At 44.0% G+C, this 23,934-nt stretch carries 17 protein-coding genes; 12 read left to right on the top strand and 5 right to left on the bottom strand.

Going from position 1 to position 23,934, the window contains the following annotated elements; genetic code table 11:
- Positions 1 to 104: 104 nt before the first annotated feature.
- The gene (locus FE392_RS14630; protein ID WP_439153493.1) at positions 105 to 1,382 is read right to left on the bottom strand and encodes a YbiU family protein; all 1,278 of its coding nucleotides are present in this window, start codon (positions 1,380 to 1,382) and stop codon (positions 105 to 107) included.
- A 130-nt stretch (positions 1,383 to 1,512) separates the two neighbouring features.
- On the bottom strand, positions 1,513 to 3,081 hold the full coding sequence (locus tag FE392_RS14625; protein WP_319930956.1) for an AbgT family transporter: 1,569 nt from the start codon (positions 3,079 to 3,081) through the stop codon (positions 1,513 to 1,515).
- A gap of 626 nt (positions 3,082 to 3,707) precedes the next feature.
- Here FE392_RS14625 and FE392_RS14620 point away from each other — a divergent pair.
- Positions 3,708 to 5,054, top strand: coding sequence for an NCS2 family permease (locus FE392_RS14620; protein WP_319930955.1), 1,347 nt, complete (start codon positions 3,708 to 3,710; stop codon positions 5,052 to 5,054).
- 55 nt (positions 5,055 to 5,109) lie between these two features.
- Here FE392_RS14620 and FE392_RS14615 read toward each other — a convergent pair whose 3' ends face one another.
- On the bottom strand, positions 5,110 to 7,554 hold the full coding sequence (locus FE392_RS14615) for a penicillin acylase family protein (protein WP_319930954.1): 2,445 nt from the start codon (positions 7,552 to 7,554) through the stop codon (positions 5,110 to 5,112).
- A gap of 485 nt (positions 7,555 to 8,039) precedes the next feature.
- Here FE392_RS14615 and FE392_RS14610 point away from each other — a divergent pair, with 485 nt between their 5' ends.
- Entirely contained in the window at positions 8,040 to 9,689 is a 1,650-nt protein-coding gene (locus tag FE392_RS14610; RefSeq protein ID WP_319930953.1) for a Na+/H+ antiporter, read from the top strand.
- Positions 9,690 to 9,692: 3 nt separating this feature from the next.
- On the top strand, positions 9,693 to 10,595 hold the full coding sequence (locus tag FE392_RS14605; RefSeq protein ID WP_319930952.1) for a carboxylate/amino acid/amine transporter: 903 nt from the start codon (positions 9,693 to 9,695) through the stop codon (positions 10,593 to 10,595).
- Here the strand turns inward: FE392_RS14605 and metR are convergent.
- Complete coding sequence (gene metR, locus FE392_RS14600; protein ID WP_319930951.1) at positions 10,477 to 11,436, bottom strand: HTH-type transcriptional regulator MetR; 960 nt, start codon at positions 11,434 to 11,436, stop codon at positions 10,477 to 10,479. The genes FE392_RS14605 and metR overlap by 119 nt on opposite strands.
- A 108-nt stretch (positions 11,437 to 11,544) precedes the next feature.
- On the opposite strand from metR, the gene metE reads away from it, so the two are divergent.
- The gene (gene metE / locus FE392_RS14595) at positions 11,545 to 13,824 is read left to right on the top strand and encodes a 5-methyltetrahydropteroyltriglutamate--homocysteine S-methyltransferase (protein WP_319930950.1); all 2,280 of its coding nucleotides are present in this window, start codon (positions 11,545 to 11,547) and stop codon (positions 13,822 to 13,824) included.
- Positions 13,825 to 13,900: 76 nt separating this feature from the next.
- Here metE and FE392_RS14590 read toward each other — a convergent pair whose 3' ends face one another.
- Complete coding sequence (locus FE392_RS14590; RefSeq protein ID WP_319930949.1) at positions 13,901 to 14,293, bottom strand: YidB family protein; 393 nt, start codon at positions 14,291 to 14,293, stop codon at positions 13,901 to 13,903.
- A gap of 710 nt (positions 14,294 to 15,003) precedes the next feature.
- On the opposite strand from FE392_RS14590, the gene FE392_RS14585 reads away from it, so the two are divergent.
- The 8 genes from FE392_RS14585 (at position 15,004) to ubiB (ending at position 23,789) form a co-directional block, all read left to right on the top strand.
- Positions 15,004 to 16,380, top strand: a complete 1,377-nt coding sequence (locus FE392_RS14585) for a GntP family permease (RefSeq protein ID WP_319930965.1) — start codon at positions 15,004 to 15,006, stop codon at positions 16,378 to 16,380.
- Between the two features lie 269 nt (positions 16,381 to 16,649).
- Positions 16,650 to 17,405: a uridine phosphorylase gene (gene udp, locus FE392_RS14580; RefSeq protein WP_319930948.1), complete on the top strand. Its 756-nt coding sequence runs from the start codon at positions 16,650 to 16,652 to the stop codon at positions 17,403 to 17,405.
- Between the two features lie 358 nt (positions 17,406 to 17,763).
- Positions 17,764 to 18,546 carry a tyrosine-protein phosphatase gene (locus FE392_RS14575; RefSeq protein WP_319930947.1) on the top strand — a complete coding sequence of 261 codons (783 nt, stop codon included), beginning with the start codon at positions 17,764 to 17,766 and terminating at the stop codon, positions 18,544 to 18,546.
- 75 nt (positions 18,547 to 18,621) lie between these two features.
- A complete protein-coding gene (locus tag FE392_RS14570; protein WP_319930946.1) occupies positions 18,622 to 19,152 on the top strand; it encodes a DedA family protein in 531 nt (176 codons plus the stop codon).
- 160 nt (positions 19,153 to 19,312) lie between these two features.
- Complete coding sequence (gene rmuC, locus FE392_RS14565; protein ID WP_319930964.1) at positions 19,313 to 20,623, top strand: DNA recombination protein RmuC; 1,311 nt, start codon at positions 19,313 to 19,315, stop codon at positions 20,621 to 20,623.
- A 74-nt stretch (positions 20,624 to 20,697) separates the two neighbouring features.
- The gene (gene ubiE, locus FE392_RS14560) at positions 20,698 to 21,453 is read left to right on the top strand and encodes a bifunctional demethylmenaquinone methyltransferase/2-methoxy-6-polyprenyl-1,4-benzoquinol methylase UbiE (protein ID WP_319930945.1); all 756 of its coding nucleotides are present in this window, start codon (positions 20,698 to 20,700) and stop codon (positions 21,451 to 21,453) included.
- Position 21,454: 1 nt separating this feature from the next.
- Positions 21,455 to 22,168 (top strand): ubiquinone biosynthesis accessory factor UbiJ, encoded by a 714-nt coding sequence (locus FE392_RS14555; RefSeq protein ID WP_319930944.1) that lies wholly within the window; start codon positions 21,455 to 21,457, stop codon positions 22,166 to 22,168.
- Positions 22,155 to 23,789: a ubiquinone biosynthesis regulatory protein kinase UbiB gene (ubiB, locus tag FE392_RS14550; RefSeq protein WP_319930943.1), complete on the top strand. Its 1,635-nt coding sequence runs from the start codon at positions 22,155 to 22,157 to the stop codon at positions 23,787 to 23,789. The genes FE392_RS14555 and ubiB overlap by 14 nt, the downstream gene beginning before the upstream one ends.
- Positions 23,790 to 23,934: the final 145 nt, after the last annotated feature.

The raw sequence follows: 23,934 nt of genomic DNA, 5'->3' as shown, positions 1-23,934 counted from the left end.
TTTACACAAGGTTTGGCTTAAAGACCGCATAAAAATGTATCAACACTCTGGTGAGGCATGTTTTGGGAAAAATGCTCTGGCGAAAAATATCGTGAACCCGATTGCTATTCCAAACCCAGACCACGCCGCCCTATGGAATTGAGGTCTGCGACAGTAAAACGGTTATTCCAGTTTTTCTCATAATCTTCACGGGGAAAATCCGCCGGAGATGTGCCACTTTTAAGCGATATTGCTACTTTGTGTGCATAAACTAAATTTCGGTCACACAGAGGAGCCGCAGGAATATACATCACATTTCCCCAGCCTTGCTGGTTTTCTACAGGAGCAACAGAGTGAATGAGATCACAGTGCCACCAGACAGAATCTCCGGCTTGTAGTGATGGAATGCTGCATAATCCGTGAACAAGGTGAGGGTGCCATTTTTCGGGCGCGGGCAGTGCTTGGCCTGGCTCTACACCGCAAAGCTCATCGTCAGGTACATCGTCTAACAAAGGGCGCAGCAGTAAATAAGCCATTGCTTCTGGAACAGGAACAACATGCAAAAGCCCCTGATTGAGCTGCATATCTGAAAGCGCTGTCCAACCTTGAAAGGTACGGAAAATCGAGCACCGGGTGACGTTATCCAGCTCATATTCGTTCATTTCAGGGCGATAGGCCGCATCCCAAGGATCGTATTGTGCAAATCGATTATGAAAGATATTCCTGAACACTTTTTGATAAGTAGGATGGAGCCAACGTTCCAGTGCGCCAGAATCTGCATGGGCTCCCAGCCCTTTGGATGTCGTCCCTGGTGGTCTGTGGCGAATGCGATCGGGATAAATCATACTGACATCAGGTTCAAACCACTGTATCCCCTCCGATTCAAATTTCCACAGGTGATTAAGGAATGTTTGTACATGGGCAATTTCTTGGCTTTGCCGGGCCAGCATTTGTGCCTGAGACCAATAAATGGGATAAATTTCCGGGCGGGATGCTTCAAGGTTGCTGAAATAGCGATCTCCCTCGCCATGATAAATGGCATCAAAATTATTTGCCTCAAGGTAATCAAGCAGGGAACTATCCCATGCCAGTGCGGTATCCCGAGGAAAATTTTGTCTGACAATCAAACATCCACGGCGTTTAATTTTTTGGTGTATTTCTGCTGGCACTCGGTTGTTTATTAGGTCATGTAACGAGATTTCAGGCCAGGCGCTGCCGGTGTTTTTTTCATCTTGCCGGGCATCAGAAAGTTCGTATTCTATTTTGTCACAGACCTGCCTGAATAGGCTTTCGACATCACCAATTTGCTGGCGCATGGCTTTTTTCATCAGGCGAATTTTTTGGCGATAATCATCGGGAAAAGCAGAGGATGTAAAAGAGGCTGGGATAAAAGATGTCTTCATGGCAGATCCTATTTTTCAGGTTGCCCGGCAGTTATATAGCTATAGTCGCCCATAAACTGCAAGTTGCAGCCGATAAGGCTGCAACTTGGAAGGCATAAGCTTAAAAACATTGTTTTAGCTTGTAGGGCAGTTAATTCGCCGGACTGTAATAAATAGGTGAACCAGGCCCGACAGGTAAGCCTAGAATAAATACCCAAATGTAGAAAAACAGTGACCAACCCACCATAAATATCAGGGAATAAGGCAACATCATGGAAACGAGTGTTCCGATCCCTGCATCTTTTTTATATTTCACGACAATAGCCACGATGAGGCCGAAATAACTCATCATTGGCGTAATGAGGTTGGTAACTGAATCCCCGATACGATAGGCCGCCTGAATAGTTTCCGGGGCATAGCCTGCCAGCATTAGCATAGGGACAAAAATGGGGGCGGTAACAGCCCATTGCGCAGAGGCTGAACCAATCATCAGGTTGATGAATGCGCAAATAATAATAAAGAAGATAAATAGCAGGCCACCATTTAAGTTGATGGTATTGAGGAAATTGGCCCCTTTTACCGCGATAATCTGACCGATATTTGTCCAACCAAAGAAAGCGACAAATTGGGAGGCAAAGAAAATAATAACCAGATACAGACCTAGCGTACTCATGGCTTGTGCCATTGCGTCCACCACATCTTTGCTGGTTTTCATTGTCTTGGCGACAAACCCATATACCATGCCGGGAATGGCAAAAAAGAGGAAAATAAAGACAACAACGGATTTCAGGAAGGGAGAATTACTGACTAGCCCTGTTTCCTGATTTCTTAAAATACCGTTTTCGGGCACAACACTTAATGATACAAGCGCAGTTAATACAAGTAATGTCAGTGATGCGGCCACGAGCCCTTTTTTCTCCAGAGCCGTGACTTCTGCTGAATGTATGAGTGCATTTTCATTTTCATCCAATTCGCTTTTATAGGGGCCAAGCTGGGGCTCAACAATTTTTTCAGTCACATAATAGCCAAGGATAGAAATCAGGAAGGTACTGGCAAACATGAAATACCAGTTAGATTCAGCGCCAACGATATAGTTAGGATCAATAATCCGGGCCGCTTGTTGCGTGATACCTGCAAGCAGTGGATCGATCGTACCCAATAGCAAGTTGGCGGAATATCCCCCTGAAACTCCAGCAAATGCGGCTGCCAGCCCGGCCAGTGGATGACGGCCAAGGGAATGGAAAATAATTGCGGCTAATGGAATTAACACTACATAGCCCAGTTCTGCTGCCATATTGGACATAATACCGGCAAATACAATGGCTAATGTAGTGAGTTTGCGCGGGGCCTTCATTACGACTAAACGCATCAGGGCGGAAAGCAGGCCAGCACGTTCTGCAATGCCGACACCCAGAAAAGCAACCAGCACCGTACCCAGTGGGGCAAAGCTTGTAAAGTTAGTGACCAGATTGGATAAAATCCTGCGTATGCCATCTGCATCCAGCAAACTTACGATATGAATCAAGCCATCCGCCGCCCGGCCTTTTGCATTTTCTGGGCGAGGATCAATGACTGAAATATTAAAATATTGCCCGATTGCTGAGGCCGCCAATAAAATAGCAATAAGGATGACAAAAAGAATAACTGGATGGGGTAAAGCATTTCCTAACCATTCCACCGTTCGTAAAAAGCGACTACGATTTTGTTTTTTAGTTAACATGTATATTTCCTTGTTAGACATAAAAATTGAAGCCAATGATGTCCTTACTTTTGGTTAAAGTGATTTTTAAAATACGATCCTGAGTTATGCTGTTTATTGATAGATTGTTATTGTCCCAATAACAATCTATATGATGGTCTTATGGTTTATTTAAGAGTTAAAGACTGAAAATAGTGATTTTGCAGTATAATAATTTGATTTTTTGCCTATTTTGATACTTTTCTCGCCTTTTTTTTATTAAACCTGAATGCATAACTACTTAAATTTAATTGTTATTATTTTTTATTATTCTCTTTTCTTTATGTATTCACGTATTGTGCGGGAAGGGCATAAATAACGATGTTTGATTGCGATTAAATAAATCTAATTTCTCATAAGAAAACGCATCATAAAATTTGCGATTATCGCTTGATTCTTATCCCAGATTCACCGGATAATCACCCACTTCAAAATTTTCTCGCCATTCCGTCTAAAAAGCCAAACGATTGCGCACGTGGATGACTGAACCAATAAGTACAGCATCAACTTTTTGTTAACTTGCTACGTAATCGTTTTCGTCAGGAAGAGTGGTGGAAAATCGTGGTAGATTTCAAAGCGGAACACTCAACAAAAAGCAGGGGAAAAACATGTCTGGCATGCAGGCTCCAACTCAAGGCAAACTCGATAAGTATTTTAAGATTACTGAGCGCGGATCGACGGTACGCCAGGAAATTCTCGCTGGGTTAACCACATTTCTGGCGATGGTTTATTCCGTTATTGTGGTGCCGGGTATGCTTGGGCAGGCCGGATTTCCTCATACTGCGGTGTTTATTTCTGTCTGTCTGGTCACGGGGCTCGGTTCGTTACTGATGGGATTGTGGGTGAACTTGCCGATGGCCATTGGTTGCGCTCTTTCATTGTGTACATTTACCGCCTTCAGTCTGGTATTGGGGCAACAAGTCAGTATTCCTGTCGCACTTGGCGCGGTTTTCCTGATGGGATGTATATTTACATTGATTTCAGTGACAGGCGTGCGGGCATGGATTTTACGCAATATTCCCATGGATATAGCACACGGGGCCGGTATTGGTATTGGGTTGTTTCTATTGTTGATTGCCGCCAATGGTGTCGGGCTGGTAATTAAAAATCCACACGAAGGTTTGCCCGTTGCGTTTGGTTCGTTGACTTCCTTCCCTGTTATTATGACGTTATTGGGGCTGGCGGGGATCATTGGGCTTGAACGCAGAAAAGTACCCGGCGGCATTGTGCTGGTCATTATCGCGATTTCAGTTATTGGTTTGATTTTTGATCCGGCTGTGAAGTATCAAGGATTTTTCAAAGTACCGACTGTGGGAGAAGACGGTTTATCCCTGATGTTCAGCATGGATATTATGGGCGCTTTGCAGCCAGCCGTGTTACCGAGCCTGCTGGCATTGGTCATGACGGCAATATTTGATGCAACGGGAACCATTCAGGCAGTGGCAAGTCAGGCCAATTTATTGGATAAAAGAGGGCAAATTATCAATGGTGGCAAGGCGCTGACTGCGGATTCCGCCTGTAGCATTTTCGCAGGGGCTATCGGTTCCTCTCCGGCAGGTGTTTACATTGAATCTGCCGCCGGAACGGCAGTCGGGGGGAAAACCGGTTTAACGGCTTCTGTGGTGGGTATTTTGTTCCTGCTGATTTTATTCCTGTCCCCGCTTTCCTATTTAGTGCCTGCCTATGCAACGGCACCAGCCTTGATGTATGTGGGGCTATTGATGTTGAGCAATGTGCGCAAGCTGAACTTTAATGATTTTGTCAGTGCGATGGCTGGCTTATTGTGCGCAGTGTTTATTGTGCTGACATGCAATATTGTTACCGGAATTATGCTGGGCTTCAGCGCATTGGTTGCGGGCCGTATTTTTTCTGGTGAATGGCGTAAATTGAATCTCGGTACGGTTATTCTTGCCATCATATTAGTTGTATTTTATGCGGGAAATTGGGCTATCTGATTAAAAGGGGTTTTTAATAAACCCCTTTGTCGTTTTTATGAATAAATACCAGATACTAATCTGTCAGAATCAAAGATTGATAGTTTGGATCTGCGGCAATCTCAGATTCCTTGAATGGCAAATGTAGCCATTTCTTTGCACTATACATCCAAGTGGAATCGCTATAATGCGGCGAAGCAGGATCGTCTGACAATGAAGTTAACAATGAGGTATAAGCCTCGACATCATTATTCGGGAAACTAATCAGTTGCGTATAACTATTGCCATAGTCGTGTTTACTTCTCACATTAGTGCTTGTCAGATCGATAGATTCTACACAAGCAATCGTGAAATAGCCGACATTGCTGCAACCACCATATAACGGAACATGCTTATCACCACGTACCAAAGAAACATAATCTCCCCGTTGTGCATCCAAAGGTAATCCTTGGTGTGCTAAACCCAGTACAGTGGCGCCGAGTGCTTGTCGGAGTGTTTCTTTATCAGCATGTAATTTGCGTGGGGTATTTAAGGGATCATTTTTGTCAAAGGGAATGGCGAACAAAACAGATTCCGGCAAAACTTGTAGCCGATTCCAAATACCATCCCAAATATGGGCTCCCCGTGCGGAGAGATTACCACTATTATCCCAATCTCTTAATATACGGCAGGCTTCGGTAACATCAACACGCTGAGGCGAAGGGAAGATTGTTCCATTTAGTGGATCACGCTGTACATTAACCTGCGGTGAATAGCAGGCTTGCTCCAAAAATTCTGATTTAAACAACTCAGCAGTCAGAGCACGGCTGTTCAAGACCATGTCCTGAATGATTTCATTATTGATAGATTTCCCCGGATACTGATCGTGGCCTTGCAAACGTTCTTGTATCATGATGTGACCCAGACGAGTACGCATACTGATAGGTTTACTGCCATCAGAACCAAATGCTAAAGGATAATCCACCAAGGGGGATTGAGGGTTAGAGAGCCAGTAGCTGTCATTCATATTGGCAACATAATCGGTGCGCAGCAAATTGGGCATTCGGGATGGGCCTACCGCGCCAGCCTGAACGGAATCGGGGTCATTTTGCCAATCACACTCACTGCGTGAACCGTCAAAAAACGGGATGTCCGGCGTTAATTTGGCAGCCAGGACTTGGCGGGATTGCGTGGTACAATTTTTTGTTTGCTCAAGGGAAATGTTAGGAACAGGCCCCATATCTGCATACCAAGCTTTATTGCTGCCACGACCAACTGCGATAGTATTCACCCAAGGCATGGCCGACTCTTGTTTTTGAATAGCGATAAATTCTTCAAGAGAACGGGCTTGATCAAACCGTAGCCAGCTTCTAAACAAGCGAAAATTTTCTTGGTTGATATCGCGGACTGCAAATGCTTTTTTCGTATCCCACTGTAATGGCGAAAGATTTACCAAAGGGCCATATTCCGATTTATACAACGTACGGGTTACGGGAACCAAAGAACCAGAGTCTTGCTTAACTTGGACAGTAATCGTATTGGCTTCCATTTTGACTTTCTTGCCATCCCGGAGGTAACTCAATGGATCATCGGGCGCCAAACTCAGTTCGTAAAAACCCATGCGGGATGCTGTCGAAACGGTGTGGCTCCAGGCGATATTGTCGTTAAAACCAATTTGAATGATGGGAATACCTAAGAACGAGACACCACTGACATTGATTTCACCGGGAATGGTAAATTGCGCTTGGTAGAACCGGTCTGGGCCGAACCAATACCAATGAGGGTTGCCAACCAACAAAGGAGAATCTGAATGGGTGGTTTGTGTACCAAATCCATAGGCATTACTGCCGACCCCTCTGTCTTCCAGATTGTTTAAGTGGAATGAAGCGATTGACGCAGATGATCCTGAAACATTCGTTGTTGATAAGACGCCGGGGGGTTGGGCGTGAGCAATATTGGGGAGCATTAAATTATATCCCTTCGTGAATACGGCAGCATACATGCGTCGGTAAACATCCAGCTCATCAATCGGCTGAACCCACTCCTGATTGCGGCAGGCTTGGTGAGCTTCAGCATGAAGCGGCAATTCTCGAAGGTATTTGTTATAGCCTGTGGTAAAACCTGAAACGAGCTGTTTGATTTCTTTCGGTTGAGCTTGGATCATGCGATTTAGCATATCTTCAGAAAGAATATGCCGATGATAAAAATCAGAATCCAGATTCTGCGCTTTCCCTGTTATTCCGTCATAAGCCAGAATGGCTTGCCCGCCAAAGTGCAGAGAGCGTTCGCCACGGTAAGTCAGGAAAGAATCCGCCATGGTACAAAGGTTGTCTTGTACCTGGACATAACCATAGCCATAACCCAATCCAAACCAATTTTCAGCTTTGATATGTGGAATGCCGAAACCAGTACGGCGTATTTCTGCATAGGTGTTGGTTTTATTGATGGGAGCAGTGCTAAAACAAGCCGCTAATAGTGTCGAGCTGACAATTAGGATAAATATTTTGAGATAAGATGTTATTTTTATTCTTCCAAATATCATGCTTTATTTTCCTCTATAATTATACGCGTTCAGTCAATAAGTGCTCTTTGGGGCCATAATGCTTTCAGTTATATTTGATTTTAATGCCTCACTTTTTTGACGGCATTGCCCTATCTTCTTGGTTAGTGAAGTGTTTCGCTCTATTTTTTATGCGAAATGGTAGAATGAAAAATAATCACCCTTATGTGATTTTTATTAATCAATTGAAAGAAAAAGAATTTTTCTTGAATGGAATTGATGGGTAGGGCATTTAGCAAAGCATCTCTTAATAGGCGGATGCATTGCAAAATGTGCTAATTTTTCAACATTTCCCTGCTGATAAGTATAAAATAGATAAATGGGTTGCTGTTCCTTGATTCTCAATGTGATTGTTTTTTGATTTTCTGTAATAACTGTAATAATTGTGGTTATTAGCGCTGTTATTAAAGCTAAAAAAGAGTCACAATCTTTTCACCGACGGATTTTTGGCAATTTGTAAGGGTAACATGGAAATATTCTTTACTATCTTGATCTTGATTTTGGTGGTGTCAGTTTCTGGTGTTCTTACTAAGGTGATCCCGTTCCGTGTCCCCTTGCCGATAGTGCAAATAGCAATGGGAGCGTTGCTGGCCTGGCCTCATTTTGGTTTACACGTTACTTTCGATCCTGAATTATTCCTCGTTTTACTTATCCCTCCTTTGTTGTTTGTTGATGGTTGGAAAACACCGACCAGAGAATTTTTTCAGCATGGGCGTGAAATTTTCATTCTCGTTTTAGTCTTAGTATTGGTGACGGTTGTCGGTATTGGTTATTTTATATACTGGCTGTTGCCGAGTATTCCACTCATTGCGGCTTTTGCACTGGCGGCAGTGTTATCTCCAACCGATGCGGTTGCATTGTCATCAATTGTTGGAAAAGGACGCATCCCTAAAAATATGATGAGCGTACTGGAAGGTGAAGCGTTGATGAACGATGCTTCTGGTCTGGTGGCGCTGAAATTTGCCGTGGCAATTGCCATGGGAACGATGGTCTTTACTGTCACGGGTGCAACCGTTGAATTTTTCAAAGTTGCAATTGGTGGTTTGTTATCGGGTATTGCCGTTACTTGGTTGTACAGTAAATCATTGCGACTGATGAGCCGTTGGAGCGGGGACGATCCGGCGACTCAGATTGTGTTCATGATGCTATTGCCATTCGCTTCTTACATGATTGCAGAACATATCGGGGTGTCCGGTATTTTGGCCGCGGTGGCTGCGGGCATGACCATCAGTAAAGCGGGGGTTATCCGTAACGCACCGTTGGATATGCGCCTGCGTGCCGATAACGTCTGGGGAATGCTGGCTTTCGTTTTCAATGGCCTGGTATTCATTATGCTGGGGCTGCAATTGCCGGATATCTGGAAAACGTCAGTGACGCAGGCTGAATTGGATCCGGAAGTTGAAACTTGGATGCTGTTCGCGGCTGTCGGTATTATTTACGGGGCGTTGGTACTGCTGCGGTTCCTCTGGTTGTGGCTGATGAAAAATATCAGCAAAGTGTTCATGAAGAAAAGGCCACTGGAATTTACGTCCTATACAACCCGTGAATTATGTCTGGCTTCGTTTGCTGGTGTTCGCGGAGCAATTACACTGGCGGGTGCGCTTTCTGTACCACTATTCTTGCCGGGTGGTGAAGTATTCCCGGCGCGTTATCAGTTGATTTTTATCTCAGCAGGCGTAATTTTACTCTCTCTGTTTGTTGGTGTTATTGCCCTTCCGCTGTTGCTGCGCGGCATGAAAGTCGGTGATAAGTTGGGCGATCAGAATGAGATCAGAATGGCAAAATCAGCAATGGCAGAAGTTGCGATTGTCAGTATGAATAAGATGGAAGAGCGCTTATCCGCCAGCACAGAAGAAAAGCTGGATGCTGAGGTCATTAGCGAAATCGCTTCCCGTGTTACCGGATATTTGCGGCGCCGTACTGCGGGCTCAGATGAAATTGAACATAACCTGATGGTTGAGGATTTGGAGCGCCGTTTCCGTTTGACGGCATTAAGGGCGGAGCGAGGGGAGTTGTATCACTTGCGTGCGACCCGTAAAATCAGCAATGAAACGTTGCAAACTTTGTTGCACGAGCTTGATTTGCTTGAAGCACTTTTGGCGGGTAAAAATCAATAAATTATGTGGCTGTTAACTATCACAACTTTTTTGTGGGCCGCTTCTTTCAGCCTGATCGGTGTTTACCTTGCCGGTCAGGTTGATAGCTGGTTCTCTGTTCTTGTCAGGGTTGCTCTGGCTGCTTTGGTATTTTTGCCGTTCCTGCGCTGGCGCGGTTTATCATTGAAGGTCATCCTGCTGTATATGGCTGTCGGTGCCTGCCAGCTTGGTGTGATGTATTTGTTTGTATTTCACGCTTACCACTATCTGACTGTGGCCGAATTTTTGCTGTTTACCATTATGACGCCGCTCTATGTCACTTTGATTTATGATTTGATGGGGCGTCAGCGTTTGCGTTGGGGCTACGCGCTTAGCTCTTTTCTGGCGGTGGCAGGGGCTGCAATTATTCGTTACGACCGGTTGAGTGAATCTTTTTGGATTGGCTTGATATTGGTGCAATTGGCAAATATTTTCTTTGCAATAGGCCAAGTCGGTTACAAGCGTTTAATGGAAATCCACCCAATCCCGCAACGTATAGCGTTCTCATGGTTTTATCTGGGGGCCTGCATTATCGCCCTTATCGGTTGGTTACTGTTTGGTGATCCGCAAAAAATGCCGACAACTCAAATACAGTGGGGAGTCCTGATTTGGTTAGGCGTAGGGGCTTCAGGCATTGGTTATTTTATGTGGAACTATGGCGCAACCCAAGTGGATACCGGAACACTGGCAATTATGAATAATATGCTGGTTCCGGCGGGGTTGTTGGTCAATTTTGCGATTTGGCAACAGCATCCTGCCTGGCTGAGCTTTAGCATTGGAAGCAGCCTGATTGTTGCATCACTTTGGGTGCACCACCGTTGGATATTGACGAAACCCGCTTCACAAACGGCAAGCTATCCACAGCGTGCTGGCGGGCAGAACAAATAAACGCATCGATGGCAGGTTGGCGCTGTTCTCCTTCTCGGCAAGCGGCGTACAATCTGCTCCACAACCCCTCTCCTAACGTTTGAGTTACCACCAATCCTTGCCTTTCGAATGTTTCAACTGCCCAATGCGGTAACGCTGCGATCCCCAGTCGGGCAGCCACCATTTGAATCAACAGCAGAGTATTATCGACAGTTTTCAATGTCGGGCTCACATTCGCAGGCTGGAGAAAACGCCGCCAAATATCAAAACGTTGCTTTTGCACGGGGTAAATCAGCAATGTTTCAGCAGCCAGATCTTGTGGGCGAATATCACGCTGATTTGCCAATGGGTGATCCGGCGCAATGACCAGCTTCACTTCGTAATCAAACAAGGGCGTATAGTGAAGATTGCTGTCTGAAATAATGTCTGATGTCAGCACAATATCCAGTTCCCGCTGTTGTAGCTCTGGTTGAGGATCAAACGTCACGCCAGATTTAAAATCCACGTTAACCTGAGGCCACCTATCACGGAAATTTTTAAGGGCAGGGGTTAACCATTGGATACAGCTATGGCATTCGATGGCAATACGTAAATTCGTCTCTTCAGGCTCATTGCATTCACGCAGCGAGGCGGTAATCAGAGGTAATACTTGATTCGCCAGCTTTAATAATATTTCACCTTGAGAAGTTAACCGCAGGGGCTGACTTTTACGAATAAATAATTTAAATCCCAGTCTATGTTCCAACTCACTGAATTGGTGGGAAAGGGCTGATTGCGTCTGATGCAGGTAATTTGCTGCCGCTGCCAATGAACCGCAATGGTTCAATGCTTGTAGTGTTTTTAAATGTTTTATTTCGATCATGAAAAACCTTCAAGATGATTATGAATAATTTGCGCTTGTGGTTTATACACTACATGCAGATTATAGAAGTGTAAACATCTAGACGGCTAAAATTTCACGGGTGACGACATGACTGTTTTGAATCATACATTGGGTTTTCCACGTATTGGCTTGAAAAGAGAGCTAAAAAAGGCGCAAGAAAATTATTGGGCAGGCAAAATTTCTCAACAGGAATTGCTGGAAACAGGCCGTGAATTACGTGCCCGCCACTGGCAACAGCAAAAAGAAGCGGGCGTTGATTTAGTCCCCGTTGGTGATTTTGCATGGTATGACCAAGTACTGACCACAAGTTTGCTATTGGGCAACGTTCCACCACGCCATCAAAATGAAAATGGCAATATCGATCTGGATACCTTATTTCGCATTGCCCGTGGCAGAGCGCCAACCGGCACACCCGCCGCTGCTTCGGAAATGACCAAATGGTTCAACACAAATTATCACTATATTGTGCCTGAATTTCAGGAAGGGCAGGTGTTTAAACTGAGTTGGACTCAGTTGCTGGATGAAGTGGATGAAGCGTTGGCATTGGGGCACAAAATAAAGCCAGTACTTTTGGGGCCAGTGACATATTTATGGCTTGGTAAAGTGAAAGGCAAGATTTTTGATCGCTTGTCATTATTGGCAGACATTCTTCCGGTTTATCAGCAAATACTGGCTGAATTGGCAAAGCGGGGCATTGAATGGGTACAGATAGATGAACCCGCCTTGGTGCTGGAATTGCCAAAAGAGTGGCTTGCGGCTTTCTCAACAGCTTATCAGGCACTTGAAGGGCAGGCGAAATTATTGCTGACAACCTATTTCGATAGCATCGGCCATAATATTGAAACAATCAAATCATTGCCGGTACAGGGCTTGCATGTTGATTTGGTCGCAGGGCAGGACTCTCTCGATAGCTTGAATAAATCACTGCCAGAAAATTGGCTGCTCTCATTGGGGGTCATTAATGGCCGTAACGTCTGGCGGGCGGATTTAAGTGAGAAATACCAACTTATCGCGCCACTGGCAAATAAGAGAAAAATATGGGTCGGAACTTCCTGTTCACTACTGCATAGCCCGATTGATCTGAATGATGAAAGTGGGCTGGATGAAGAAGTGAAAAGCTGGTTTGCTTTCGCTTTGCAGAAGTGCTCAGAACTTTCTCTGCTATCACAAGCATTGAATGCGGAAGAAGGCAGCAAACAGGCAGAACTTGATGCTTATAGTACTCCAATTCGTGCCCGCCGTAGCTCCAGCAGGGTTAATAACTCGGCAGTGGCAGAACGAATTGCCGCCATTAAGCCAGAAGACAGTGAGCGTAATCAGAAATATCCTGAACGAGCCAAACTTCAGCGCCAACGTTATAACTTGCCATTGTGGCCGACAACAACGATTGGCTCATTCCCGCAAACAACCGAAATCCGTGGCTTACGCCTCGATTTCAAAAAAGGGCGTGTAGACAGTACGCATTACCGCACCAATATCAGTGAGCATATTAAGCAGGCTATTCAGGAACAAGAACATTTAGGGCTGGATGTCCTGGTGCATGGTGAAGCTGAACGCAATGACATGGTGGAATATTTTGGTGAGCATTTTGATGGCTATGTTTTCACTCAAAATGGCTGGGTGCAAAGCTACGGCTCCCGTTGCGTGAAACCGCCTGTCATTATTGGTGATATCAGCCGCCCAGAAGCGATCACTGTTAATTGGGCAACATATGCACAATCTCTGACGGAAAAACCAGTAAAAGGAATGTTGACGGGGCCTGTAACCATTCTTTGTTGGTCATTCCCAAGGGAAGATGTCAGCCGCGAAACCATTGCGAAACAAATTGCACTGGCCTTGCGTGATGAAGTTGACGATTTGCAAAAAGCAGGCATTGGCATCATTCAAATTGATGAACCTGCGTTGCGTGAAGGGTTGCCACTGCGCAGAGAAGAATGGCAGGCATATCTGGATTGGGCTGTGGACGCATTCAAACTCAGCGCGGCAATAGCGGATGACGATACACAAATTCACACCCATATGTGTTATTGCGAGTTCAATGACATCATGCCGTCCATTGCCGCACTGGATGCAGATGTGATCACCATTGAAACATCTCGCTCGGATATGGAATTACTGGATTCATTTGAAAACTTTTCATATCCGAATGAGATTGGGCCGGGAGTATATGATATCCACTCACCAAACGTGCCGAGTGTTGAATGGATTGAAGCGTTACTGCTCAAAGCGGCAGATCGCATTCCTGTTGAACGTTTGTGGGTAAACCCGGATTGTGGTCTGAAAACACGTGGCTGGGTTGAAACCAGACAATCACTGGCGAACATGGTTGAAGCAGCAAAACGCCTGCGTTCATCAGTGAATAACTAACGCAAAATCTGATAAGAAAGAGTGCCCGTCACAACCATAAAATGTGGCGGGCAACCTATATTTTTCACGAACTTTATTATTTACCCAGCAGCTTATTTTTCAGCAAATCCATACCAACGGATTTTAAATCCAGGTTTTCTGGAACTTCACCATTTGGCGTGACTTTATCAACTAAATTAGGCAAATGCTGGGAAATTAAGGATGAGACTTCATTGGGGTCAATGCCGATTTTTTCTGCTAGCTGTTGGACAGTAGAAGAGCCGAAAATAGAAGAGATCTGATCTGCATGAATTGGTAAATTTTCACCAGAACCAATCCACGAATGGATCGTTCCATCTAGACCTTGTTGGGAAAACTTTTCTACTAATCCACTTATTCCTCCCTGACCTTCAACCCAATCCATCAGGTGCTGGAGCTGCTGATTTTTTCCTCCGCTCAGCAAATTGGTGATTTGATCAAAAAAGCCCATCGTAACGTCCCCCTCTTGTTGAGGTTTTATCGGCCTGACCAGATAAAACACTTATTTAGGTATATTTACAGGAATAAAGTAGTAGAGATGCTATGGAATAAATATGAATGACAGATTTAATTATTACAGTAGCACAATATTTTAAATGTGCCTTATTTTGGATAATGAGTGGATTTTTAGGTTAAGTAATTTTTCTTATGTCATCACACTAATGTGTGAAATGCTTTTCTCGCCATTGAGATTGAAAATTTATTTAATTCAAATAATTAAGTTTATTTATTCCCATGATATATAAATCCCGAATGTGATATTCATCGTTTTTTTGTGAAGTTATCTATGTGAAGATCAAAAAGGTAACAAATAGTCAGATCTTTCCTAAACATATTCATTCTCTTGAACTTATTATTCCCTTCTCTCATTCATCTGATTACGATTTTATCGTTTTGCACGATTGCAAATCTGAATGACGTTGTATGTGGGTGATAATTGCGATTATTAGAGCAATAATTCTTTTTTAAACAATACATTGAACGCTCAGTTTAAAAATAAAGAGTAAATTCTTATTTGCAAAAATAGTTTCAAGAAGTTATGAAAGGAAACTTCGGCGAAAATTGTCATCATTAATGGTTTGCTTTTTAACCATCAGTTAATCATTCAACGATGCTGTTCGTGCATTTATCGCTTAATACAGATTGAAATAGGGTTTTATGATGGAGTCTTACATTCCAATAATTGGATTGGGCGTGGCGGTATTTACGCTGATTTTTCTGGTCTTACGTACTCGTGTTCATGTACTGGTTGCCATGCTAATTGCTGCGATAATTGCTGGAACCTCTGGAGGATTAACACTGAGCAACACCGTTGAGGTTATCTCCAAGGGGTTTGGTTCGACATTGGGCAGTATTGGCATCGTGATTGGACTGGGGAGCATGATGGGGCGAATACTGGAGGTTTCCGGTGCAACTGAAAAAATCGCCTATAGCTTGATAAAGTGGTTGGGTAAAAGGCGTGAAGAATGGGCTTTGGCGATTACCGGTTATATTGTCAGTATTCCCATATTTGTGAATTCCGCTTTTGTGATCCTCTATCCTTTGGTAAAGGCATTGGCAAAGAAAGGCAAGCGTAGTGTATTGACGCTGGGAGTATCGCTGGCAGGAGGATTGGTAGTGACTCACCATATTGTTCCTCCAACTCCGGGGCCGCTGGGCGTTGCCGGAATATTCGGAGTCAATATAGGTTCAATGATGCTGGTGGGAATGGTATTGGCTATTCCATGTGTTATCGGTATGACCCTTTATGCAAAATGGTTGGAAGCTAAATATCCTGAATATCAACTCATTGATGCGGAAGAAAACTTACAGCAAATTCATCAGCGTTATATGGAAGAAAAAGCCAACAAGCCATTGCCGAACCTGTTTATTTCTTTTCTGCCGATTGTTGTGCCGATTGCGCTTATCTTCACCAATGTTATCAATGGAATGTTGCTGAAAACCGAAGAGTTTGCAGGACAGGAAAATAATTTCTATTTTCAGAGCTTTAATTTCCTTGGTTCACCAATTATTGCTTTAGCAATCAGCGTATTGCTGGCGGTGTATACCTTAATGCCGAAAGTAAGCAAGCAGGAAGTGACTGAACATTTGGAAGAGGGGTTAAAAACCGTCGGTATTATCCTGCTGGTGTCAGGAGCCGGAGGAGCGTTGGGGGCAGTGTTAAACGAAAGTGGGACAGGAATGATTCTGGCCCAGTATATTGCGGGCCTACCGATAACATCGGTGTTAATCCCTTTTATCATCGCGACATTAATACGGATTATCCAAGGATCCGGTACAGTGGCGATGATTACCGCAGCTTCTATTTCCGCGCCCATTATTAAACAAATACCGGATATTAATATGCTGTTAGCGGCTCAGGCTGCGGTGATGGGAACTTTGTTTTTCAGCTACTTCAATGATTGTTTTTTCTGGGTAGTTAACCGAATGATGGGAATTAAAAATGTAAAGCAACAGATTATCGTTTGGTCAATTCCGACGACAATTGCGTGGGGCATAGGGCTTTGTGGCATATTGCTGCTCAACTTTATTATGTAAGTTACCCTTAACCGCATAAATGATGAAAAAGCGCTCTGGAAAGGGGCGCTTTTTCGATTTTGGTCTTTGTGACAGCTATTGGCATATTTTTTTTGTTTTAATTTTATACTTATCGCATTGCCCTTACATATATTTGTGATTTGAATCACAATTATATGTAAGTGTTTCTTTATTGGATTGATTAAGAGTGATTTTGATCACTTAAAAGTGTCAGAGTATTCACTAAATTTAAGTATATATTTTGAATCATGTCCGTTGAGGAGTCCGATATGTCTGATGTATTTCATTTAGGTATCACAAAAAGTGACCTGCAAGGAGCAACTTTAGCGATTGTGCCTGGTGATCCTAACCGTGTTGCAAAAATTGCGCGATTGATGGATAACCCTGTGCATCTGGCTTCCCACCGTGAATTTACAACATGGCGTGCCGAGATTGACGGGAAAGCGGTCATCGTTTGTTCCACAGGTATTGGTGGCCCCTCAACGTCGATTGCCGTAGAAGAACTGGCACAACTGGGAATTCGTACTTTCCTGCGAATTGGTACAACGGGAGCAATCCAACCACACATTAATGTGGGAGATGTACTGGTTACCACTGCTGCAGTTCGCTTGGATGGTGCCAGTCTGCACTTTGCCCCAATGGAATTCCCGGCAGTTGCTGATTTTGAATGTACAAACGCGCTATACGAAGCGGCGAAAGCATCCGGTTCAACCACGCATGTGGGCGTGACGGCGTCTTCTGATACTTTCTACCCAGGGCAAGAACGTTACGATACTTATTCCGGGCGTGTTGTCCGTCGTTTCCAGGGTTCTATGAAAGAGTGGCAGGAAATGGGCGTGTTGAACTTCGAAATGGAATCAGCGACATTGCTGACTATGTGTTCAAGCCAAGGACTGCGCAGTGGTATGGTGGCCGGCGTTATCGTGAACCGTACCCAACAAGAAATTCCGGATGCTGAATTGCTGAAAAAAACTGAAAGTAATGTATTGGGCATTGTTGTTGAGGCTGCCCGCCGCCTGCTGTAATGCTTTTTATACACAATGGATTTCAAGCTGCATCGCAGGCAACAAAGAGGCAGTTTGAAAGATTATATACAAGGGTCAGAAATATCTGGCCCTGCTGTTGGTTTATGATATCTCCTCTTCCTTTCATTCTAAAATCTGATAATGTCATAACGTTATGTGCTAATACTTATTTGTAATAACAACTTTTTATATAATAGTAAGTCGCAATGGCAACGAATTAGCACACACAACTATCAACTGAGTTTGATAATATCTATTTGTTTTCATTAACTAATATACTGATAAATCAAATTTTATTGCCAATAAAATCAGCAAGTTGAAAGGCAAACGTATATTTTAATCGCAACAAGAGTGACTAATGACCACAACACTTCTATCTCATCCTTCACTACTTCCTTTGAATGGAGGTATTAATTTCCGTGACTTAGGCAATAAGAAATTAAGCAACGGAGCCAAAATTAAGTCAGGGTTACTGTTTCGTTCCGGAGCGTTGGACAAGCTGACACAAGATGATCAATCGTTCTTGGCGGAACAAAATCTTTTCCAGATCATCGATTATCGTGATAGTTGTGAAATCATGGATAAGCCCGATCAGATCTGGCTCGGAGCGCATTATCATCATGCGCCGGCGAATCCACTTTCCAAGGAAGTCAGTGCTAATTTGGATCAATTAGACAAGGAAATCTTGGAACAATTTGATGCCAAAGTGTTTATGGCACGCCTGTATGAATTATTGCCAATCAAGAATGATGCGTATAAAACATTAGCCAGCTTGTTGTTGCAGCCAGAGAAAGGCGGAATTGTACAACATTGTGCGGTGGGTAAAGACAGGACGGGAGTTGGCTCAGCACTGGTTTTGCTGGCATTGGGCGCTGATTTGGACATGGTGATGGAAGACTATTTACTGACCAATGTCACGTTGGCACCATATCGAGATTACTTGCTGAATGAATATGCCAAAACTATGAGTGATAGTGTGGTTGAAAAATTTGCTTATGTTTATTCAGTCCGGGAAGAATTCCTGTTGACCGCCTTGAACAGCATTAACCAGCATTATGGCTGTGTGGATATTTGGCTGGAAAAAGATATCGGGCTTGATATTGCGGCGCGTGAAAAACTACAGGCATATTTTCTTGAATAAGAATATTCAGTTAGCTTTGATTCATCTCTCTGGTGCTAATTTATAGCAAACACCGACAATACAGGAAATACTAATTTGAGCCTGCATGAAATCAACGAACTGGTGACCAATTTCGTAAAAAACCATGAAGTCTGGGCGATCCCTATTATTTTCTTACTGGCTTTTGGTGAATCACTGGCTTTTATCTCCCTATTATTGCCTGCGACAATTATTTTATTGGGATTGGGGGCATTGATTGGTGAAAGTGGGCTGAATTTCTGGCCAATATGGATAGCTGCCGCCGCAGGCGCTTTCTTTGGTGATTGGTTATCTTACTGGTTTGGTTTTCACTACAAAGAAAATGTCGGCAAGATGTGGCCTCTTTCCCGTCATCCCCAAACTTTGGTTCGCGGCCATCAGTTTTTCGAACGTTGGGGGATCTGGGGAGTTTTCATTGGGCGCTTTTTTGGCCCGCTGAGAGCTGCCGTGCCGCTGGTGGCGGGCATTTGTGCCATGCCAAAACGTCATTTTCAGCTCGCCAATGCTACCTCAGCGCTAATCTGGGCATTCGGCATTCTAGCACCCGGGGCGTTTGGCCTGCGTTGGTTGGCAGAATGGATCGGGTAATTGCGAGCGGCTTTGCAAACTGAAATAAACACATTAAATACTCTGGACATCTATACAGCATCTATTTAACTTACATTAAGTCTGATGAATCAAAAAAGTTAACGAGGGTGTGTTGGTGGATATCCAGTGGTTATATATGCTGATTGGCAGTTTAAGTGGAATGCTGGGCGGGGGGATCTTCGTCTGGCTTTTTATTCATCAGAGGGTGCAACAAAAAGAGCAGGAATTGCGGGAGTTGCACAGTCAGCTGGCTGTCAGCCATGAAAAATTGGAACAAACGCACTATTGGCGCAATGAATGTGAGCAATTAAACCAAGAATTGCTGGCCCAGCGTGAGATCAATGGCATACAGGAAGTCGAACTGCGGGAGCTGAGTACCCGGCTTGAAGAAAGTCGATTGGCAGCAGAGGAAAAACAGCGTTTATTGGTTAACAGCGAGCAGCGCCTGAATACACAATTTGAAAATCTTGCCAACCGTATTTTCGAGCAAAACCTACGTCGTACCGACGAATATAGCCGCCAGAGTCTCAACCATCTCCTGATGCCATTTCGTGAACAATTGGAAGGGTTCCGTCGTCAAGTGCAAGATAGCTTTGGGCAGGAAGCTCGTGAGCGTCATACCCTCACCCATGAAATTCGTAATCTGCAACAACTTAATGCGCAAATGGCAAAAGAGGCACTCAATCTGACAAAAGCCCTGAAAGGCGATAATAAAATGCAGGGAAATTGGGGGGAGATGGTATTGGCCCGTGTGTTGGAGGCATCAGGCTTGCGGGAAGGGCATGAATTCCAGACACAGGTGAATATTAAAACGGAAAACAATGAGCGTTTCCAGCCCGATGTAGTTGTGCATTTGCCACAAGGAAAAGATGTCATTATTGATGCCAAAATGTCATTGGTTGCTTATGAACGTTATTTCAACAGTAATGATGAACATCAACAAATGCAGGCATTGCAGGAGCACATCAATTCGATTAAAGGACATATTCGAGGGCTGAGCCGGAAAGATTATCAGCAATTGCCCGGCCTGAGGTCGTTGGATTACGTATTAATGTTTATTCCTGTAGAGCCGGCTTATCTGGTGGCACTCAGCCAAGCGCCGGAATTGCTGGATGAAGCTCTGAAACACAATATTATGCTTGTGAGCCCTTCAACGTTGCTGGTGGCTGTGCGCACTATCAATAATCTCTGGCGTTATGAATATCAAAGTCAAAATGCAAGTCTGATTGCAGAGAAAGCTGCCAGAATGTATGACAAAATGCGATTGTTTGTAGATGATATGCAAGGGTTGGGGCAAAGCCTCAATAAAGCACAGGCGAGTTATCATTTTGCAATGAAAAAATTGGTTGAAGGGCGAGGCAACCTGATTAGTCAGGCTGAGGATTTCCGCGATTTGGGAGTAGATGTAAAGCGCCCCATTGATTCGCAATTAGTTGATAAATCTTTCCAATCATTGCAGGTTAATAAGTGAAGTCTGGATAGGGTTTTACTATAAAGACTGGTACACTTGTTATTAAATTTTTGAATAAAAAGCGGACAAGTAACATGGCAGATCAATCAAAAGAAACCACTGATTTTGGTTTCCGCACCGTATCCAAAGAGTCAAAAAAAGACATGGTGGCAGAAGTATTCCACTCTGTCGCTGCAAAATATGACCTGATGAATGATCTGATGTCATTCGGCATTCATCGTATCTGGAAACGTTTTACTATTGAGGCAAGTGGTGTCCGTCGTGGTCACAAAGTGCTTGATCTGGCTGGTGGAACGGGTGACTTGACCGCAAAATTTTCCCGTATTGTCGGTGAGAACGGCCAAGTTGTTCTGGCTGACATTAACGATTCCATGCTGAAAGTCGGACGCGAAAAATTACGTGATATTGGCATCGTGGGCAATGTCAGCTATGTTCAGGCCAATGCAGAAGAATTACCTTTTCCTGATAACTATTTTGACTGCATTACCATTTCTTTTGGCCTGCGTAATGTCACGGATAAAGAAAAAGCCTTGCGTTCTATGTGCCGGGTACTTAAACCGGGTGGGCGCTTGTTGGTGTTGGAATTCTCTAAACCGGTATTGGCACCATTGAGCAAAGTTTATGACGCTTATTCGTTCCATATACTTCCTCGCATTGGTCAGGCCGTTGTCAAAGATGCGGACAGTTACCGTTATTTGACCGAATCCATTCGTATGCATCCAGATCAAGAAACGTTAAAAAGCATGATGGAAGCAGCAGGCTTTGATCAGGTTTCTTACAGCAATATGACTGGGGGAATTGTTGCATTGCATAAAGGATTCAAATTCTGAAATGGAAACGTCTTTATCCAACCAGCCTTTATCCAGCCATCCTTTATCTAATCATGGTGTGGAGCCAGCGGTATCAGATTCAGTGACATTAAATCACAAGGTATTGTTTCCGATTTTGGCGGCTTTTCTGGAAACGACCCTGAATCATTTGCTGTATCGTGAACCCGTATTAAAATCGGCCCGCTTAAGATTGGCGGGCAAAACACTCTCCATCGAATTAAAAGAAATTAAAACGCCGCTCGTGTTGTTTTTCAGTGAGAAACAAGTAGACGTCTTAAGTCAATATTCAGAGCCAGCAAATTGCTCAATGAAAACCACACTGCCCGCACTGCTTAAGTTACGGGATCGTCAATGTCTTTCAACCTTGATCAATAGTGGTGAAATCGTCATTGAAGGGGATATGCAGGTCATTCAGCAATGGTCAGCCTTGCTGGATATGTCGGAATGGGACCCTGCTTATTATCTTTCTCCTTATGTCGGTGATATTGCTGCAGAAAGCATCAGTCGGGTGATAAAGAAAGGCATTAAGTTTGCCAGCAATACCATCGCAAAGAAGAAAAATGACTTCTTTGAGTCATTGACTGAAGAATGGAAAATGGCTCCTGGGGCGTTGGAAGGGGCGCATTTCAGTGAAGAAGTTGATGCCATTGCCAATGATGTCAATCAAATAGAAAAACGTCTGGCAGCACTGGAGGGGAAATATGACTCCCAGTGAAATAAAGCGGCTTTATTTTATCATCCGAGTTTTTCTTTCTTATGGGCTGGATGAACTGATTCCGAACATCCGTTTAACATGGCCATTGCGTTTTGGGCGCTATTTTCTGTTCTGGATGCCCAACCGTCATAAGGATAAACCTCTTGGTGAACGCTTGCGTCTGGCGTTGCAAGAACTTGGCCCAGTTTGGATCAAGTTTGGCCAAATGCTTTCCACACGTCGAGATCTGTTCCCGCCTGCGATAGCTGATCAACTCTCCATGTTGCAAGACCGGGTTGTGTCCTTTGATGGTGAAGTGGCCCGGAAATCAATTGAAACGGCATTGGAAGGGCCACTGGAAACGTGGTTTGAGGATTTTGATATACAGCCTCTGGCTTCAGCATCTATTGCTCAGGTACATACAGCCCGCTTGAAGGAAAATGGCAAAGAAGTTGTTCTGAAAGTCATTCGTCCAGATATCTTGCCCGTTATCAAGGCTGATGTACGGTTAATGTATCGCCTGGCAAATTTGGTGCCTTTGCTGCCGGATGGTCGCCGCCTTCGCCCGCGCGAAGTTGTGCATGAGTATGAGAAAACTTTGCTTGATGAGCTGAATTTATTGCGGGAAACCGCAAATGCCATCCAATTGCGCCGAAATTTTGAAAGCAGCCCGATGCTTTATGTACCGGAAGTTTATCCCAGTTATTGTCGGGAAAATGTATTGGTCATGGAGCGCATTTATGGTATTCCTGTGTCTGATATTTCAGCTTTGGAAGCACAGAATACCAATATGAAACTGTTGGCTGAGCGTGGTGTTCAGGTATTCTTCACCCAAGTTTTCCGTGATAGTTTTTTCCATGCAGATATGCACCCCGGCAATATTTTCGTCAGTTATGAAAAACCGGAAGACCCCACCTATATCGGCATTGATTACGGTATTGTTGGTTCTTTGAATAAAGACGACAAACGGTATTTGGCTGAAAATTTCATAGCGTTTTTCAATCGTGATTACCGTCGGGTCGCTGAATTACATGTTGATTCTGGCTGGGTGCCTGCTGATACCAACGTGGAAGATTTCGAATTTGCTATTCGTACGGTTTGTGAACCTATTTTCGAAAAACCGCTGGCAGAGATTTCATTTGGGCATGTTTTGCTGAATCTTTTTAATACCGCCCGTCGTTTTAATATGACGGTTCAACCTCAATTAGTTCTGCTGCAAAAAACGTTATTGTATGTGGAAGGGTTGGGTCGTCAGCTTTATCCGCAACTTGATTTGTGGAAAACAGCAAAACCGTTTTTGGAAGATTGGTTGCATGATCAGGTTGGATTACCCGCCATTGTACGTGCTTTCAAAGAAAAAGCGCCTTATTGGGCTGAGAAATTGCCGGAGCTTCCTGAACTGGTATATGGCACACTTCAACAGCACCGACGGTTGCAAGCCAGCATTGACCAAATATCACAACAATTCAAAGATCAGCAGATTCGGCAACGTAAGTCCCTCTATTTACTCGGGATTGGAGCAACGTTGTTTATCTGTGGCAGCTTGTTTTTTATCATAGGGCAAAATCCTCTGTCATATGGCTTAATGGGCGGTGGAGTTGTATCGTGGATATTGGGTTGGCGTAATTTATGTAAACGCTGATGGAAAGTGAATGGAAGTGCTTGAACGTAATTGCAGTTGATATTAACCACATTTAAATGTGGTTAACGAACCGTTGTTACAAATAAGTGGAAGTCCGTTCTATTGTGGTGTTGGGAATGATTGCATTATTTTCGAACATTCAGTT

This window comes from Xenorhabdus santafensis (assembly GCF_033949405.1).
Lineage (GTDB): Bacteria > Pseudomonadota > Gammaproteobacteria > Enterobacterales > Enterobacteriaceae > Xenorhabdus > Xenorhabdus santafensis.
Note: the sequence above shows the minus strand (reverse complement) of the source record. Positions and strands in the feature narration are given on the sequence as shown.